Origin of the sequence: Psychrobacillus sp. FSL H8-0483 (assembly GCF_038637725.1) — a bacterium.
GTDB lineage: Bacteria > Bacillota > Bacilli > Bacillales_A > Planococcaceae > Psychrobacillus.
In genome coordinates, this window is record NZ_CP152052.1 from 2,033,876 (window position 1) to 2,051,407 (window position 17,532).

Here is a 17,532-nt window from a genome sequence, read left to right on the forward strand (position 1 = left end):
TGTGTTGTATTCAACTCTTTTTGATTACTTTTTTCACGTTTTCCCCATAAAAATTATCTAAATGTTTTAAATGTGTCATGCTCAATTATTCATTGACACAAAGAGAGGCCCTTAGACTAGGTGTAATTATGATTCTAGTAGCAGTATTTCACTATCTATTAGCTTTTTTATACTTTCCGTTATTCAAACAAAGTTGCAGGATAATTTAAAAAGAGGAGTTAGTTAATGTGTATCGAAATAGACTTATAGTAGATATTCAATGAGGGAGATCTAAAAGAATTTATTATCTGCGCATATTACTTGAGTTGTTGGTATGATTACTCCTTTAGGCTAAAGTATTACAGGTCTTAATTAAAATAGAAAAATGTTAAATGAACTACGAACTAACGATTCAAGAGTTGGAAAGGAAATTCACAAACACAATTGGAGGAGGATTTATGCTTAAACAAGCAACATTAGAGGAAGCTGGTATTGCTGCAGAACTAGCATCGCTACTTTGGACAGGACATTCAGTAGAGGAATTTACGGAAGATATGCACCAGTTTATATCCTCTGAAAACACCGCCATCTTTTTAGCATATGAAGGAGAAGAGGCCATTGGATTTGCACAATGTCAACTTCGAAACGATTATGTCGAGGGAACTGAATCCAACCCTGTTGGTTACTTAGAGGGACTTTTTATCAGAGAAGCATTTCGACAACAAGGGTATGCAAGATTACTAGTAACTTACTGCGAGGAATGGGCGAAACGCAAAGGGTGTATTGAATTTGCTAGCGACTGTGAATTACATAATGAAGATAGCCTAGTTATGCATTTGAGACTAGGATTTACAGAGTCGAATCGTATAATATGCTTTACGAAGAAACTTTAAAGAGAGGAAAAGTGTTCACTTACTATTAATAAAATGCATCGATAATAATGATACAAAGCTCGCAAATTATGATTGAAGTGAAGGAGTTATCAAAAATGACACTAAATATAGCCTCTCCAATAGATATTGACAGCCTGTCTCAGTTTTTAGAAGAGATGAACAATAATCCAAAAACCCATATTGGTTATTGCGGGGAATCTAAAAGCGAGATTTATCATACGCTTCTGAATGATTTCTCTGACTTAGATCTCTCTGAATCATTTGCAGTAGCATACGATAACGATGAAATAATTGGTGCTTTGGGGTTTGACATCGATGTAGAAACTAAAAGTGTTGAAGTGTGGGGACCGTTCATAAAAGATGAAAGGGAGTTTGAATCGTTAGCAAATGATTTATGGGAAAAGATGAATTTAATGACGCCACTGGATATCCAATCGTATTCGTTCTTTGTAAATAATGAAAATTTGCTTACACGTCAATTTGTGCAGAATTTAGGCGGAATGGAAAACGATCATCACCTTATTCTAAAGACACAACGTAGTAATACAACATCAGTGGAATCTTATGGCATTATCAAATACGAATCCTCTTACCATGAATCATTTGTTACTCTTCATGCAGCTGAATTTCCTCTTACATATTACAGAGCGGATGAAATACTTCAACGTATAAATAAGGAAAATCAATTATTGATTATGAAGGATACAGATGAAAAAATGAAGGGTTATGTATACGTAGAAGCAGATCCTGAAAACATGGAAGGGGCTATTGAATATATCGCGGTTTCCTCCGATTACCGAAAACAAGGTATTGGAACAAAACTTATGAAGGTGGCATTAGATCATCTTTTCTCTTATGACGAGATAAGAGAAGTTACGTTATGTGTTGCATTGGCAAACGGAAAAGCGGTCCATTTATATAAATCGGCTGGATTTCATGTCAAACATGAGCTCATTTCTTTTAAAATGTAATAGTAAAGGAGAACTACTATCAGGTAATAGATAAAATATAAATTTGAAAGTGTCATTTCAGACTGACTTGAAAACAAAAGCATATCCAAGAAGGAAACATAGGTTCGACGCACCCTTGCGACAACGACTTCAATGCCTTTATACGCGACGAGCTTGCGCAAGAGAAAAGCTCGTCGCAAATTGAAGAAATATTTGTCAACAATCTGAGAGAACTAGTTTTTACGAGTTGTTCTCTCTTCATAGGCAGTTTCATGCTTGGTATCTTTTATGATTTGATTATTTTGTTTTAAGTCTGGGTCAATACCTGAAATTAAATCATCGAAAGGTGTGTAATTACTGGGGGGTAACCTTTTCTTTTTAATTCTCTGATACGCAATACGAGTCATGATCATGAAAAAAATTAATCCAATGAAAATACTTAATATATTCATTTCCAAAATACATCACTACTTTCTCCTACAATTCTATTCCAAGGAATGATTATACATCTCTGCAAATCAAAAAAATTCAAGTTTTATTCGAACAAACAGGATGACATTTGGAAAGTAGTAACAATTAACATACCTATTAATTTGAATGATTCCGAGAATACTCTTTTCTTTTCATAAATAGAATGTATAAGCAGTTATTATTCTATTTATATGAGAGGAGACAGGGAGAAATGGGTATTAGATTTATTAAAATTTCGGTTGTCTATTTTGCCATTGGAGTAATTTTAGGTCTCTTTATGTCTATGACACACGATGTTGCATTAACAGGGGTACATGTTCACATCAATTTATTAGGCTGGGCTTCATTTGCTCTAGCAGGGATTGTGTATCATTTATTCCCAAGAGCTACTAGCAATCTTTATGCAAAGCTTCATTTTTGGAGTGCGAATATCGGGCTTCCAATCATGATGGTTGCACTGGCAATTTATCTTTTGAATGGAGTAGAAGCTGCGATTACCTTTATTGCAATTGGTGGAGTATTAGTCGTGTTTAGCGTAATCATGTTTGCGATCAATGTTTTACAAAACGTGCGGTCTGCAGCGTAGTTAATGAGATTTTTTTGCCGGTCTGTTATTCAACTAATGAATAGCAGACCGGCTTTTTTTATCTATAAAAATAAATTTGTCATATTTACATAATTTTAGTAACATTAAATCTAGCGTTCTAATATTTTGAAATATTTTGAATAACTGGGAGGGGAAATAATGCTAGAACTAAACATACCGTTTTTAAGTAAATGTACCTTTTTTCAGTTAATAGAAGAAGGGTTTTCAAATGATGAGAAATGGTGCGTAGATCAAACATATTTACTGCGTTTTTCTCCTGATATGAACATAACAAAGCTAGAAAAACAGGCGCAACTTACCAATGCTGTTCATGCCATTGATGCTCATATTCCATTTGTACATGATGTAGGAATATATAAAGATAGAGCTTACATGATTCTTGACTATTTAAATGGAGAAAACGGGGATGTTGCGTTACCAATGAAAAGTGCAGAAGTGCAATATGAGATTGGAATTCAGGTCGGGAAGACGCTTAAGAATATGCATAGCATCCAAGCACCTAAAGAATATCCAAGTTGGGAAGAAACTTGGAGGGCTCGAATAGCAAGACAAGCTCCTCTATTTCAAGATATTATTAGAAGACATCCGAACTATCAAAACGTCTTGCCATTTATACAAGATAATTTGCATTTATTGAACAAACGTCCTAGCTGTGTTCAGCATTATGATTTTCACCCTGGAAATATTTTAATTCATGAAGATCAATTTTCTGGTTTAATCGATATGCAAAAAATTACATACGCGGACCCAATCAACGAATTTTATAAAATGGAATATTTTAATGTACAAGTAAGTACACCGTACTCACGAGGTGTAGTGGATGGTTATCACGATAAAAATCCTGTTCCACCATCGTTTTGGGAGTTGCATCGTCTGTACGCTGCAATCCATATTGTATCCGCAGAAGTATGGGGCCATGAAGGTGGCATAAATCAAAAGGAAAAATTTCAAGGTTATACTCGATTTACAATTGATCAGTTTGATGATTTTAAGCTAGATGTGCCGAAGTGGTATACCCAATGAGAAGAGAGTATTCTTTGAGAGGATTCATAGAACTACCAATTTGGTATCATAAAATACCAGGCCAAATTTGGTCTGGTATTTTATTTTCAAAATCTTTATAATTATTACTAGGTACTAAAACTAGATAATAAAAGGTGATGACTATGTATCAATTTACACTAACAGTTGCAAAAATGGTTGTGCGTTTATTTGGAAAAGTAGAAGTGAAAAATAAGCATTTGTTACCTAAGAATGAGGGATATATCGTCACTTGCACACACAGAGGATGGCTGGAAATAGTCATCTTAGGCATTTGTGTGCCAAGGTCGATTCATTATATGGCAAAGAAAGAGCTTTTTGAAAACAAATTCATTGGATCTTTCCTACAAAAAATAAATGCCTTTCCTGTGGATCGAGAGAATCCTTCTCCAAGTAGTATTAAAATTCCAGTGAAGCTATTGAAATCTGGAGAGGTAGTAGGCATATTTCCGAGTGGAACTAGAGCGGCAGAAAATGCTCCGTTAAAAAGAGGGGCTGTGACAATTAGTAATTTATCAAAAGCTCCAATTGTTCCTGCATTATATGTGGGCCCGAGAACACTAAAAGAGTTACGGAAAATGAAAAAAGCAACCATCATTTTTGGTGAACCTATCTACATAAATACAACCAGTAAAGATGAATTGGCTGCTCATACGGAACTATTAAATGAGCAAACGATTTTACTAGAAAACCAAATAGAAAAATAGAGGTGTAATGGAATTAGCTTGAGATAAACGATTTATGGTTTAGTCAAGAAATTAGAGGGAAAGGGCTAGGCATCATCTTACCTGGCCAAATAGAAGAAATTGCAAAGTATAATCATGCAACAATAGCCCTCCTTACTACATTTGAATTTCAGGCACATACTTTTTATGAGACCAAGGGATAGAAAGTAGTAGGGGAACTAAAGGATTAATCCCCTTGTTAGGCAATTGATTTTAGTGGAAGACGGCGACTCCAGCGGGAATAGTATGAGCTGAAGGCCCCGCAGGAGCGAAAGCGACGAGGAGACTGAAGCCATGCCCGCGGAAAGCGTCCGTCTGGAACGGAAATCAATACATTGGAAAAGGGACCATCTCTCAGTCAATGTATGACTTTAGGGACAGCCCCAACTTGTTACCTTTTGGAAATGATAAGGGAAAGTCAGTTCAAAGCACTTTCGCTTTTCTTATTCTATTTCCACAATCCTTTCATTATAGGTTTAATTGCTACTCTAACAACCAATTGTATCAGATGAATTTACATCCCCTCGCATATAAATAGTACAATCATACATTTCTACGCCTTAAGACTGAGATGAAATCACTTCTTCAGACCATTTCCATTTTTTATGCATTCTTTATAATGGAAATTAGCTAAGAAAAACGAAAAGTGGAGGATGAAAAAATGAGTATGAAAAAAGTTGCTATTATAGCTTTATTTGTATTATTAGCGGGAGCAGCAATAAATGTTTTCGTGAATATAAAAGTCGCGTTAGTCAACAAAGCAGATGAAATTGTAGTCGAAAATAATCATTATAAAAATATTGAGGTACAATCTGACAATGCTTCTGTTGAATTTATCTCTACAAAAGATGATGAAACAAAAGTAGAATTTTCAGGAAGAATGAAGAAAAAAATGAAATACAATTTCACTGCAGATGTAAAAGGGGATACACTCTCTATTGAATTAACACAAAAGAATTGGAATTTTATACAGTTTGGATTTACATCCATGGATATCAAACTAACTGTCTATGTACCAGAAAAACAATACAATGATATCAAGACGGAACTAGATAACGGAGAAATTATTGCAAAAGATATGCAGGCGAAATCAGTTCATTTGGAAACAGATAATGGATTCATTCATATGAAAAATATGGTAGCAGAAACGGTGCATGTGCGTACCGATAACGGGAAAATCTTGATGAATGAAGTAGAAGGTGATATAGAGGCTTCCACTGATAATGGCCGCATTGTCCTTATTACAAGTAATTTAGAAAGACCTATTTCTCTCTCAACAGATAATGGTTTGATTGAGATCCAAACAGACAAAGAGCCAACTAATGCAACGATTGAAGCTGACATAGAAATTGGGAAACTTGATATTTTCGGAAAATCGAATAAACAAACAATATTTGGCGATGGAGATAACTTGATAAAACTAGAGACAGATAATGGTAAGATATCAGTAGGTAGCTCAAAATAGTCTCCTTATAGGATTTCTTGTTGACACAATTATGGAATTTTGTTAGATTAATCTTTATAATAAAATTACTTTGAGTTTATTTTTACCAAGCGTATTTACTCGGAAAAGGGATAAGAAAGTCTTTTCTGAAATCTTTTTAAACGTATTCTCTTTAGGATATACTATGGAATATAAGTAGGAACGCGAGCGAAAACTCGTCCCTAATTGGGGCGAGTTTTTTATTTAAACATAAGAAGTCTAAAAAGTTGGAAAATCGACAGGATGATAACGGTACAATTTAGCTCATGGAATCTCTAATTTTTTAGTTTTTTTTATTGTTTTTGGTATTTTGGGGAGGTACGTTCAAATGAAAAATTTAATAGTTGTTGCGGGTTCACTAATAGTAGCATTTGCTTTTAATTATTTTTTAGTTCCACATGGTATTTTAAGCAGCGGTATTAGTGGGATTGCTATTTTGTTAGGTATCATTACACCATTTAATACTGGTTTATTGAATCTGGTACTTAATTTACCTCTGCTAGTACTTGGGTATTTCAAGTTAGGAAAGAGAATTACCATTAATACACTGATTTGTGTTATTTCGCTTTCGGCATTTCTCTCCATACTACCGGCTGAAGCTATAACGGATAATGTCCTACTTTCAAGTATTTTTGGAGGAATTGTAAGTGGAATTGGAATCGGACTGATATTAAAGTACTCTGGTACTTCTGGGGGATTAGATATTATAGCAATTATGATTTCTCGTAGTAGTAATGTAAGTGTTGGTCTTCTTCTTACAGGGATGAATGGGATAATTGTATTAATATCTGGTGCTGTTTTCACATGGGAAATCGCATTATACACGCTATTGTCTATTTATTTGACAGGGAAAATGCTTGATACGATTTATACGAATCATGAAAAGTTAACGATGCAAATTGTTACAACAAAAGGTGAACCAATTCGAAAAGAGCTGTTAGCATCCATCTACCGTGGAGTTACGATAACAGAAGGATATGGGGGCTTCACTCTAGAAAAAAAGCAAATATTAATGATGGTCGTTACACGTTATGAGACACTACAGATTAAACAAATTGTACGTAAACATGATGAGGATGCGTTTATTAATATATTTGAAACAGTAGAGGTCGACGGCAAGTTTGCCAAAAACTAAAAAGAAAAGCGGATGCCACGAATATTTAGTGATATCCGCTTTTTCTTATTTTACTTTACAACTAGCACATGACAATTCACTCTTTTTAGAACTTTATGACTAACACTCCCAAGAACCATTTCTTGTAGCGTATTTAATCCACGAGATCCAATGATCACTATATCAAATGATCCTTTGTTTGCATAATCGATTAAACATGCACCTGGTTCATCTCGTCTATTGCACAGAACATTTAGTGGAGCTAAAATCATGCTATATTGTTGAAAGATAAATCGTGTAATATATATATATAAGAAAAGAAAGCAGTGAGGAGTACTATGGAGAGGGGCGATTAAATGAACTACCCAGACCTATTCGTAAGTAAAATAATTAGTGCTTTTGGTGATGATGGTAGAGTGTGGTTAATTGGACTAGATTCACTGATTGAAACTTATCTTAAAAAGTGGAAACTCCGATCAGCTGGTCCAGTAAGTAATCTGTCGTATAATTATGTATTAAAAGTATTGGACGAAAATGACAACTCTGCTATTCTAAAAATTGGAATTCCCAATTCTGATTTTTCTAATGAAATACGGACACTCCAAGCGTATGGTGGTAAAGGGTGTGTAAAATTATTAAAAGCAGATGCTGAAAATGGAGTCATGCTACTAGAGCATTTACTACCAGGAACAACGCTAGTGGAAGTAGAAGAACAGCTTGCTATTAAACGTTTTGCTCAAGTTTGGACTGTAATTCGCAAACCAGTACAAATAAATGCAGATCATCCTTCTATTGTAGACTGGATGATAGCATTTGATCGATACTTACATAAATATTCTGCTAAAGAAGGACCGATTCCCAAGGATTTTATTCAACTTGCAAAAAACTATAGTAGAGATATAATAGACAGTTCCTTAGGGAATGAACTGCTCCATGGTGATTTACATCACGAAAACATCCTTTTTTCCAATCATTATGGATGGTTGGCAATTGATCCAAAAGGAGTTATCGGGGATCGTTATTTTGATCTTACATCTTTTTTAATCAATCAATTGCATAATAACGATAATCCAAGGAGACTATTGGAGAAGAGAGTCATGTTATTATGTGAGGAACTACAATTAGATAAGGTTCGATTATTAAAGGCATGTGTTGTGATGGGAACGTTAAGTGCATGTTGGGCAGTAGAAGATAATGATGCATTCTGGATGGAAGCATATCAAAGTGCACAGTGGTTTTATGCGTTAACTTTATGAGAGTAGATTTTTGATTTAATGAATTTCAATTGGTTTTAACTTAGTACCAGATACGTAGAGGCTACATTATGAATTTAGGAATAGATCGCACAAAAACAACGTATCCCATCAAAACGATGTTAGAAGCTGGAATGCCAGTTGAGTTTTCTTCTGACGCTCCTGCAACTGCTTGGGCTGACCCTGTAAAACCTTTTGTTGGGATTAAATCTGCTGTAACCCGGGTTGCATATGATGGAACAAATACAGGAGATGCAGAGAGAATTGATGTAGAAACAACAATCGAATTTTATACGCGAGAAGCGCAGGTAGTTACACGAATCCCAAAAGTCGGTCAGTTAAAAGAAGGTTATCATGCAGATTTTATCGTTCTAAATAAAGATATATTAGAGATTCCTGCTAATGAGATAGACCAAATTTCTGTAGAAGAAACGTACTTAAAGGGTAAAGTGGTATTTCAGAGAGAAACTATTTCAAGCATTAATTAATATTAAAAAAACCAAGAGGTAAGGAAACTCTTGGTTTTTTTATTTGTGTAAAAAATCGCCTATTTAACAACGAATGCTCTAATAAACGAATAATTAAACCTTATATGGGAAACTTAGCGATACACTATAAATTTTGAAGAGCAAAGAGGGATTGTATGGATTTTTTTAAAAAGAAAAACAATATAGTCTTAAAATCCTCTAATCCTTCCCCAAATGAAGAGAAGGAATCAAAAGAGAAAGTATTGCTTGATAATAAATTAACGGAAATGAATTCAACAGAAATGAAATCGGCAGATAAGAATTCACTTGATAAGAAATTATCAAAAATGAAATTAACAGAAATGAAAGCACCCGAAATGAAATCAAAAGACAAGGAATTAATAGAAAAGCAATCAACAAACAAGAAATCTCCAGAAACTAAGGCTCCAGAAAAGAAATCAGCAGACAAGGAATCTCCAGAAACTAAGGCTCCAGAAAAGAAATCAACAGACAAGGAACCCCCAGAAACTAAGGTACCAGAAAAGAAATCCACAGACAAGGAATCTCCAGAAACTAAGGCTCCAGAAAAGAAATCAGCAGACAGTGTACCTCCAGAAACTAAGGTACAAGAAAAGCAATCAACTGAACAAACTCCACTTAAAAAAGATCTTTCAGGAAACCTTCAAACTATAAAAGATACACTTGGAGAAAGTGGCGATATTATTATTCGAGAAATTCGAATAGGTAAGGAAGGTTCGGTTAAGGCCGCTGTTATTTATACGGATGGATTGAGCGATTCAGCCTCTCTACAAAATTTCATATTGGAAACACTGATGATTGACATAAAAGGCTTGGAGCTAGAGAAAAAGATAGCTTCCGAACCCAACCTTCTAAAGACTTTAAAAGATTTTGCTATGACTGTTGGGGAAATAAAGGATTTAACAACATTGGAAGACTTATATACAGCACTATTATCAGGAGATGCAATTATTTTAATAGATGGATATTCCAAGGGATTTATTGTAGGAAATAAGCATTGGATGGAACGGGGAGTTACTGAACCAACCGCTCAAAGTGTAGTGAGGGGTCCAAGGGAAGGCTTCTCCGAAAATATACGTATAAATACGGCATTAGTTCGTCGGATAATAAAAGATCAAAGTTTGTGGATTGAATCCAGGACAGTCGGAAAGCTTTCGAAAACGAATGTGGCAATCATGTATTTGAATGGGGTAGCAGATGATAATGTAGTAAGCGAACTTCGTCAAAGATTGGATCTCATAGATATAGATGGAATATTGGAAAGTGCAAATATAGAAGAATTTATACAAGATTCTCAATATTCACCTTTTCCTACAGTCTTTAATACGGAACGTCCCGACGTTGTAGCGGCTGGAATTTTAGAGGGCCGAATAGCAATTTTGGTTGATGGGACACCTTTCGCACTAATTATACCTGCATTATTTGTCCAATTCTTTCAAGCTTCTGAAGACTATTATCAGCGTTCGATCATGGCGAGTCTAATACGATTACTTCGTTTTGTTTCTTTTGGAATAACATTGCTTGCTCCTGCTTTTTATATTGCTGTAATTACCTTCCATCCAGAATTAATCCCGCCTTCACTCCTAGTTAGTTTAGCAGCTCAGCGGGAAGGTGTACCATTTCCTGCTTTTGTTGAAGCGGTTATTATGGAAATCACCTTTGAAATTCTACGAGAGGCAGGATTAAGAATGCCAAGAGTTATTGGTTCTGCGATGTCTATTGTGGGTGCATTTGTTATTGGAACCGCTGCAGTTGAGGCTGGCATTATCTCGGCTGCAATGGTAATAGTTGTTTCAATCACGGCTATTTCTAGTTTTGTCTCACCAACATATGATATTGCCATTGCCGGTCGAATACTACGTTTTCTATTTATGATATTTGCCGCTTCATTTGGTTTATTTGGAATTATCGTGGTTTTAATTGCGCTAGTTTTGCATTTATGTAGTTTACGTTCATTTGGTGTTCCTTATATGTCTCCTTTAGCTCCATTCAGTATAAAAGGACAAAAAGATACTTTTATTCGACTGCCAATATGGAGGTTCCTTACTCGCCCTGACTTAATTTCAAAAAATCGAACTAGGCAGCAATATTCAGCACCTTCTAAGAAAAATAAATGAGGGGAAAAAGGTGTTTAAGCAATGAAAAAAAGGATCCTATTATTATTAATTCTAAGCCTCTTTCTAACCGGTTGTTGGGATAAAAGAGAGTTAAATGAGTTAGCTATCACTATGGCGCTAGGAGTGGATAAAGTAGAAGATGAATATTTGGCCTCAGCACAAGTTGTATTGCCAAGTGAGGTTTCCATGAAAGCGGGAACTGGTCGTTCACCAGTAACTCTCTTTCAGGAAAAGGGGAAAACTGTAAATGAAGCAATTCAAAAATTGACTTCTATCTCTCCTCGGCATATATATCCTGGTCATTTACAAATCGTTGTGATTGGTGAATCATTAGCAAAAGAAGGAATTGGATCACTTTTAGACTATTTATCAAGGAATTGGGAAGTGAGATCAGACTTCTATCTGATGGTTGCAAAAGATAATACGGCTGAAAACATATTGAATATACAGACAACTTTAGAAAATATACCTGCTAACAATATATATTGGATACTCCATACGTCAGAGAAACACTTATCCACTACGAGTGCTGTGACATTAGCCGAATTGATAGTAGATCTGGAGCGTGAAGGAAAAGAGGGTGTTTTAACAGGAATTAAAGTGATAGGAGACCAGGAAAGTGGTTCTAGTAAACAGAATGTTGAATCCATCACTCCTGCCGCTCATATTAAGTTTCAAGAGTTAGCGGTTTTAAAGGATGATAAGTTAGTCGGTTGGTTAACGGATGATGAAAGCAGAGGTTATAATGGTGTCACAAATCAGATAAAGACTACTTTAGGGACAATGTCTTGCCCTGAAGGAGGTAAAGTTAATATCGAGGTCAATAAATTTAAATCAAAGCTTAAAAGTAAATTAGTTAATGGTAATCCTGAGATAGAAGTAAATATCCAAATAAGTGGTAATTTAGGAGAAGTAGATTGTTCAATCGATCTAACAAAAGAAGAAACACTTAAAATGTTGGAGAAGCTTTACGAAGAACAAGTAGAAAAAAGTATTAATAAATCTATAAAGGTGGTTCAAGATAAATTTGGATCAGACATTTTTGGATTTGGTGCAACCATTCACCAACAAAATCCCAAGGAATGGAAAAAAATAAAGGATCAGTGGAATGAGGAGTTCTCTGAGATACCAGTGAATATTAAAGTGAAAATGACCATTCGACATTTTGGTGCTGTAATTAATCCCATTCAAAAAACTATAAAGGAATAGAGTATATGCTGAATAGCTTAGGAATATTAATGGTAGCAACTGTTATTCTAATGATAGAAGTACCTCCACTTTTAGAAAAAAAATTAAAAAAAGAATTAATCCTATTCTTAATTCTTCTTGCAATAGGTATAGGTACATGGATTTTACGTGGATTTGGAGTAACTATTCCAAGTCCAGTAGATATTTTATTTCCCATTTTAAAACCTGTCATTGATTTATTGTCACTATAGTTAAAGTAAAAGGAAGGATGTGTAACGATGCAAAATGGGAAAATAAATTCATTCCAGTTTTTGGTATTGGTTGTTTTCTTTTCAATTGGTACAAGCATCTTATACGTCCCATCAATTTTAAGTTCTCAAGTAAAACAAGATGCTTGGATTGTAGCGATTATTGGCACTGGAATTGGTCAATTAGTTATTTGGCTCTTTACTACTATTGCTATGTGGTATCCTACTCTTACCTATACCGAAGTAAACGAAAAAATATTTGGAAAAATAATTGGTAAAACTATATCTATTCTATTTGTTTTTATGTGTATTCTTTATACATCTGCTCTTCTATCACATTCTGGGACATTTTTAATTACACAAATGTTTCCCAAAACACCCATATTAGCGCTGAACATACTAATGGCTTTACTAGTCGTAATAGCAGTTCGTCTCGGTTTAGAAACAATTGCTCGTTCCGCTGAAATATTCATTTTTGTGTTTTTATTTCTTTTTATTTTATTAACGCTAACAATTTCTCCAAAAATCAATTTCGAAAATCTGGAACCATTTTTCCAAGAAAATATTGGTTCACTTCTTCATTCATCAATTGCTGTAGTTGTTGTATCATCAGTAAATTCTATTGTTTTATTTATGATATTCCCAGCTTTTATAAAAGATATTGAAAAAGCTAAAAAGAACTTTTTTATTGGGAATTTTATCGGTGGTATTATCGTTACTATCATTACATTATTATGTATTTTTGTACTAGGTTCTACTACAACTGCACGACAAGTATATCCGAGCTATGCTTTAGCTAAAGTGATAAACGTTGGAAATTTTCTAACGCGGATAGAGGCCCTAATGGCGACTTTATGGATTCTTGGGTTGTTTTTTAAGGCAGTACTTTATTTCTATGCTGCTATTTTTGGCTTGAAACAAATTTTTAGCTTGAAGGATTATCGTTCTTTAACCTCTTCCTTAGGCGTAATTATTGTTGTATTGTCAGTAATAATTTTCCCTAATATCTTATATCATTTAAAATTTGACTCGAAAGTATCTATTGCCCTCTCCCTTATAATTGGATTCTTTTTTCCTCTATTGCTAGTAGTTATATATACAATGCGAAAGAAAAAATTGAAAAAGGATCCAGACCACTCTTAAATTATCAGAAGAAGCAAAAAGGGGGTGAATAAAACACCTTTTTCCTTGCAAGATAGTCGAATGCAATTTAGAAGTGAGTTACATACAATCACTCGTAAAAAAATAATTAAAGACGTCTCAGAGCTAATTTGAAGCACGACGGAGGAATTGGTCAATTTGGTTCAAAAAGGAATTATTAATGAAAAAACGTATTTTTTAAAAAAGGTTCCCAAATACATATTTGGGAACCTTAATTTGTGATAAAATAGGAGGACATGAGGTGAGAGAATGCAACGTGAAATTCCGAAAATTCTAAAAGATTTCTTAGTCTATTTAACAACAATCAAAGGAAAATCATTACGAACAAGGAAAGAATACGAATACGATATCAGCTTGTTTTTCCGATTTTTAAAAGCAATCGAAGATGATATAGCATTTGATAACATGGATGACATTCCGATTAAAGATATCACCATTGATTTTATTCGTGAAATATCCTTAGAAGATATGTATTTGTTTCTGGAGTACTGTGAAGCACAACGACATAATAGTGCTGCTACAAGAGCGAGAAAGACAGCTACACTTAGATCATTTTTTAAATACTTAAAAGGGAAAAAAAGATTAATTGAAGATAATCCTGCTGATGAGTTGGAAACGCCAAAGATAGGGAAGAAAAAGCCTATTTATATGAATCAAGAGGAAGCAGAAATGTTTATAGCTGGAATAAAGAGAAGTAATCACTACTACCGCAATTACAGTATGATTATGTTCTTTTTGAACTTAGGGATTCGTGTTTCGGAGGTATGTAGCTTAAATATTAACTCCATTCAAGACAATATGTTACGAATCGTCGGTAAGGGAGACAAAGAACGTACTGTTTTCTTAAACAAAGCTTGTATACAATCTCTTCACGTCTATATGGAGAAAGAACGTCCCTTTATCCAAGGAGCTAGCTCAAATGAAGCGTTGTTTTTATCGCAAAAAGGTACTAGATTAACACGACAAACCGTTGCGAAGATTGTAAAGCAAATCAACAAGGACTCGGGCTTAAACAAAGCAAAAATAACTCCTCATAAGCTACGGCATACTTCCGCAACCATTATGTATAAAAACGGAGCAGATATTCGAAGTTTACAGCATATCCTGGGCCATACAAGTGTTTCCACTACCCAAATTTATACCCATGTGGAGGACAAAGAAATTCAACAAGTAATTGAAAACAATCCGTTCAACAATTTAGGTTAATATAATTTTATTATGTAAACTAAATGATACATAAAGTAGTAGTGCGACAATTATATAGATAAATTCATAAATAATACTTTGTCATTCAAATACGAACATATATCACTTTGTTGATTGAATCGGCAGGCGGCGACTCCAGCGGGATGAGTGAGACAGATAAGCCATAACAAACGACGCGTGAGCTGTGGTGGTGGCTTATCGCTCACCCCGCGGAAAGCGTTCGCCTAAAGTGGAAATCAACTATATAGGGTACACCTTAGAATTCAATTGCTTTTTTGTTCTTTTGAGTAGCAAACGGTAAGGATGGAATATACTACGTTATACACATACTGTACCAAAAGCTGAAAAGGATGGATCGTACATGAGGATATCTGAAATCTACGCGAAGTATTTAAAAGGAGAGAAATTTAAAAGCATTAGTGACATTAATCTAGGGCGCCTACCAGTTAAGCAAGCAGCGGATTTAGTTGGATCTTCGCCAATCATGCAGGAATTAGCAAAAAAACATTCCAAAAACTTAAAATACAATAAAAAATACCCACTTTGAATAAAGTGGGCTAGGATTAATTATTTTTTTGATAGTTAGTGATTCTTTTTACTAATGGGTCCGATTTACTTACATGTATCGGCTTTACCATATCGCCAGTTACACGCTTTTCACGTTTCGTGTTTTTACTTGCACTGAATAGCCTTAATTTACTTGCTGCACGCTCTTTAATATCATCGGTATTAATTGGAGTTTTGACACTGACCATATGAATCACTCCTTTCCTTTATATTACATGATTTTTTGGCGTTCGGTCAAGCGAGTCATTCTTCATCCATCAGCTCAATTGTGTTTGTTAATGCTACCATATACTCAATATTTTCTATATTTTTACTAACAGTCTGATGTAATAGCTCAAATAAGTATTTATCTAAAATATCAAAGGAATACGTATAGCTTTCTATCACAGTAATATATTCGTTTCGATTGTAAAAGAAATAGTATACAAGATAGCTCTTTTTTAACAAATTATCCTCATCTATCTTATTCCAAACCGCAGATTCTCCAGTTTCCTTTGATTCTTCCACTAAATCACGTAATTTTTCAGGAGCAGTATTATGGAATATGTTATACGTAAATGCACCATTGATTGGATGGTTTTTGTACCCCATTTGGGTTTCCGCTAGGAAATATTCTAATACTTCTTTATAGTCTATCGTAGATTCAGATAAGAAATCTAACGTTCTACCAGACGCATCATCACCAGTGAAATATGCCATAAGCCTCGCCTTAGTTCCGCTAATTTCAACCGTTTCTATAGCAGCTTGTTCTATATTGTCTACCTCAAATTCCAAGTTTAAAAACTTGAATCTTTTCAAACGTTTAAAGGCGACAGGGATAGTTAAAAATAACAGCAACCAGATGAAGAGTAAAAAGAGACCACGGAAAATAATTTGATTGAAGTTAGATTCTACAAAAGGTTTAACAATAATGGTAAATGCGGTTTCTTTTTCTTGTACATCATTATTAATCTCAGACTCAGATTGTAAAAGTAAAGCTTCTGGATTCTCTTTCATCGTCGATATCCCGATTAAAATGGATGCAACCATCATCCAAGCTATAATTACAACAATTCCTGCAGTATATAAATACGGAATAAAAAAATTAACCCATTGGAAAAACGTTCTTTTTTCGCTATTCATATTCGTTTGTTGAATTTTTCTCACCCCGTTTTTCTCTATAAATTGAGTTTATAGAAGTCAAACTAATCTTTCAATAGAGAAGTATAAATATTTAGGTTTACATAATATTATTATGTAAACCTAAAACTATTTTTAAGTATCTAATTATTTGTTATACTATAATATGGAATAAATAAGGAGAAATAGGGGGATATTTTCATGTTTACACACAAAATAGACGACAACACAGAGCTAAAAATGCTCGATTTACGGGATGCTGAACATGTGTTCGATTTAACGATACAATCAAAAGAAACACTGAAGGAATGGCTACCATTCATTGATTACACGAAGTCTGTTGCAGATACGCAGAACTTTATCCAATCTACTATGAAACAATTCGGTGAGAATAATGGATTCCAAGCAGGCATTTGGTATGACGGTAAAATAGCCGGAGTTATTGGTTTTCACAAAATCGATTGGAATAATAAATCAACAAGTATTGGATATTGGCTTGGAAATGACTATGTAGGATTAGGTTTAATGACGAAGTCTGTCCATGCTTTTGTAGATTATGCTTTAATTGACTTGAAATTGAATCGAGTGGAAATTCGTGCAGCTGTAGAAAATAAAAAAAGCAGAGCAATTCCCGAAAGGCTTGGATTCACAGAAGAAGGCTGTGTGAGACAAGCAGAGTGGCTTTATGATCACTATGTGGATCATGTTGTTTACGGTATGCTTGCTAGTGATTGGATTAGTATAGAGAAGTGATCTTTATTATTGCTCAATTAGGAATGAAAGTTCTTAATTGAAAGGTATTTCGTATAGTTACAAATAGCATATTTAAAAAGAATAAAGTGTCGAATAAGGACAAACCATAGAATCATATGATTATAGTGCACAACTATTAATCAAATCTTTT

19 protein-coding genes and 1 pseudogene are annotated in these 17,532 nt (G+C 34.4%); 16 read left to right on the top strand and 4 right to left on the bottom strand.

The genetic code is table 11. The features are described from left to right. Window positions 1-437 precede the first annotated feature (437 nt). Both aac(6') and MHB48_RS09700 read left to right on the top strand, forming a co-directional pair. Entirely contained in the window at window positions 438-872 is a 435-nt protein-coding gene (aac(6'), locus tag MHB48_RS09695; RefSeq protein ID WP_342601232.1) for an aminoglycoside 6'-N-acetyltransferase, read from the top strand. Window positions 873-967: 95 nt separating this feature from the next. Beyond that, on the top strand, window positions 968-1,843 hold the full coding sequence (locus tag MHB48_RS09700; protein WP_342601233.1) for a GNAT family N-acetyltransferase: 876 nt from the start codon (window positions 968-970) through the stop codon (window positions 1,841-1,843). A gap of 212 nt (window positions 1,844-2,055) precedes the next feature. Here the strand turns inward: MHB48_RS09700 and MHB48_RS09705 are convergent, their stop codons facing one another. Further along, the gene (locus MHB48_RS09705) at window positions 2,056-2,280 is read right to left on the bottom strand and encodes a hypothetical protein (protein WP_342601234.1); all 225 of its coding nucleotides are present in this window, start codon (window positions 2,278-2,280) and stop codon (window positions 2,056-2,058) included. A gap of 224 nt (window positions 2,281-2,504) precedes the next feature. Here MHB48_RS09705 and MHB48_RS09710 point away from each other — a divergent pair, with 224 nt between their 5' ends. The 5 genes from MHB48_RS09710 to MHB48_RS09730 all read left to right on the top strand — a co-directional run bounded on the left by MHB48_RS09710 (window position 2,505) and on the right by MHB48_RS09730 (window position 7,284). Beyond that, window positions 2,505-2,879 carry a cytochrome-c oxidase gene (locus MHB48_RS09710; protein ID WP_342601235.1) on the top strand — a complete coding sequence of 125 codons (375 nt, stop codon included), beginning with the start codon at window positions 2,505-2,507 and terminating at the stop codon, window positions 2,877-2,879. A 159-nt stretch (window positions 2,880-3,038) separates the two neighbouring features. Further along, window positions 3,039-3,923, top strand: a complete 885-nt coding sequence (locus MHB48_RS09715) for a phosphotransferase (RefSeq protein WP_342601236.1) — start codon at window positions 3,039-3,041, stop codon at window positions 3,921-3,923. Between the two features lie 143 nt (window positions 3,924-4,066). Beyond that, window positions 4,067-4,648, top strand: coding sequence for a lysophospholipid acyltransferase family protein (locus MHB48_RS09720; protein ID WP_342601237.1), 582 nt, complete (start codon window positions 4,067-4,069; stop codon window positions 4,646-4,648). Between the two features lie 679 nt (window positions 4,649-5,327). Then, window positions 5,328-6,131, top strand: coding sequence for a DUF4097 family beta strand repeat-containing protein (locus tag MHB48_RS09725; protein WP_342601238.1), 804 nt, complete (start codon window positions 5,328-5,330; stop codon window positions 6,129-6,131). Window positions 6,132-6,477: 346 nt separating this feature from the next. After that, window positions 6,478-7,284: a YitT family protein gene (locus MHB48_RS09730; protein WP_342601239.1), complete on the top strand. Its 807-nt coding sequence runs from the start codon at window positions 6,478-6,480 to the stop codon at window positions 7,282-7,284. A gap of 50 nt (window positions 7,285-7,334) precedes the next feature. On the opposite strand, the pseudogene MHB48_RS09735 reads toward MHB48_RS09730, so the two are convergent. Further along, window positions 7,335-7,493, bottom strand: a pseudogene (locus MHB48_RS09735) (universal stress protein); the annotation flags it as partial. 126 nt (window positions 7,494-7,619) lie between these two features. On the opposite strand from MHB48_RS09735, the gene MHB48_RS09740 reads away from it, so the two are divergent. From MHB48_RS09740 to MHB48_RS09775, 8 genes are all read left to right on the top strand, one after another. Next, window positions 7,620-8,519, top strand: coding sequence for an aminoglycoside phosphotransferase family protein (locus MHB48_RS09740; protein WP_342601240.1), 900 nt, complete (start codon window positions 7,620-7,622; stop codon window positions 8,517-8,519). 68 nt (window positions 8,520-8,587) lie between these two features. Then, window positions 8,588-9,004: an amidohydrolase family protein gene (locus tag MHB48_RS09745; protein ID WP_342601241.1), complete on the top strand. Its 417-nt coding sequence runs from the start codon at window positions 8,588-8,590 to the stop codon at window positions 9,002-9,004. 155 nt (window positions 9,005-9,159) lie between these two features. Further along, complete coding sequence (locus tag MHB48_RS09750; protein ID WP_342601242.1) at window positions 9,160-11,139, top strand: spore germination protein; 1,980 nt, start codon at window positions 9,160-9,162, stop codon at window positions 11,137-11,139. Window positions 11,140-11,160: 21 nt separating this feature from the next. Beyond that, the gene (locus tag MHB48_RS09755; RefSeq protein WP_342601243.1) at window positions 11,161-12,348 is read left to right on the top strand and encodes a Ger(x)C family spore germination protein; all 1,188 of its coding nucleotides are present in this window, start codon (window positions 11,161-11,163) and stop codon (window positions 12,346-12,348) included. A 5-nt stretch (window positions 12,349-12,353) separates the two neighbouring features. Continuing rightward, complete coding sequence (locus MHB48_RS09760; RefSeq protein WP_342601244.1) at window positions 12,354-12,578, top strand: hypothetical protein; 225 nt, start codon at window positions 12,354-12,356, stop codon at window positions 12,576-12,578. 27 nt (window positions 12,579-12,605) lie between these two features. Beyond that, window positions 12,606-13,718, top strand: a complete 1,113-nt coding sequence (locus MHB48_RS09765; RefSeq protein ID WP_342601245.1) for an endospore germination permease — start codon at window positions 12,606-12,608, stop codon at window positions 13,716-13,718. A gap of 267 nt (window positions 13,719-13,985) precedes the next feature. Next, complete coding sequence (locus MHB48_RS09770) at window positions 13,986-14,942, top strand: tyrosine recombinase XerC (protein ID WP_342601246.1); 957 nt, start codon at window positions 13,986-13,988, stop codon at window positions 14,940-14,942. A 361-nt stretch (window positions 14,943-15,303) separates the two neighbouring features. After that, a complete protein-coding gene (locus MHB48_RS09775; RefSeq protein WP_342601247.1) occupies window positions 15,304-15,489 on the top strand; it encodes a hypothetical protein in 186 nt (61 codons plus the stop codon). Window positions 15,490-15,505: 16 nt separating this feature from the next. Here the strand turns inward: MHB48_RS09775 and MHB48_RS09780 are convergent, their stop codons facing one another. Together MHB48_RS09780 and MHB48_RS09785 are read right to left on the bottom strand one after the other, a co-directional pair. After that, window positions 15,506-15,697: a hypothetical protein gene (locus MHB48_RS09780; RefSeq protein WP_342601248.1), complete on the bottom strand. Its 192-nt coding sequence runs from the start codon at window positions 15,695-15,697 to the stop codon at window positions 15,506-15,508. 55 nt (window positions 15,698-15,752) lie between these two features. Then, window positions 15,753-16,655 carry a hypothetical protein gene (locus MHB48_RS09785; protein WP_342601249.1) on the bottom strand — a complete coding sequence of 301 codons (903 nt, stop codon included), beginning with the start codon at window positions 16,653-16,655 and terminating at the stop codon, window positions 15,753-15,755. Window positions 16,656-16,829: 174 nt separating this feature from the next. Here MHB48_RS09785 and MHB48_RS09790 point away from each other — a divergent pair, with 174 nt between their 5' ends. After that, entirely contained in the window at window positions 16,830-17,381 is a 552-nt protein-coding gene (locus MHB48_RS09790; protein WP_342601250.1) for a GNAT family protein, read from the top strand. Window positions 17,382-17,532: the final 151 nt, after the last annotated feature.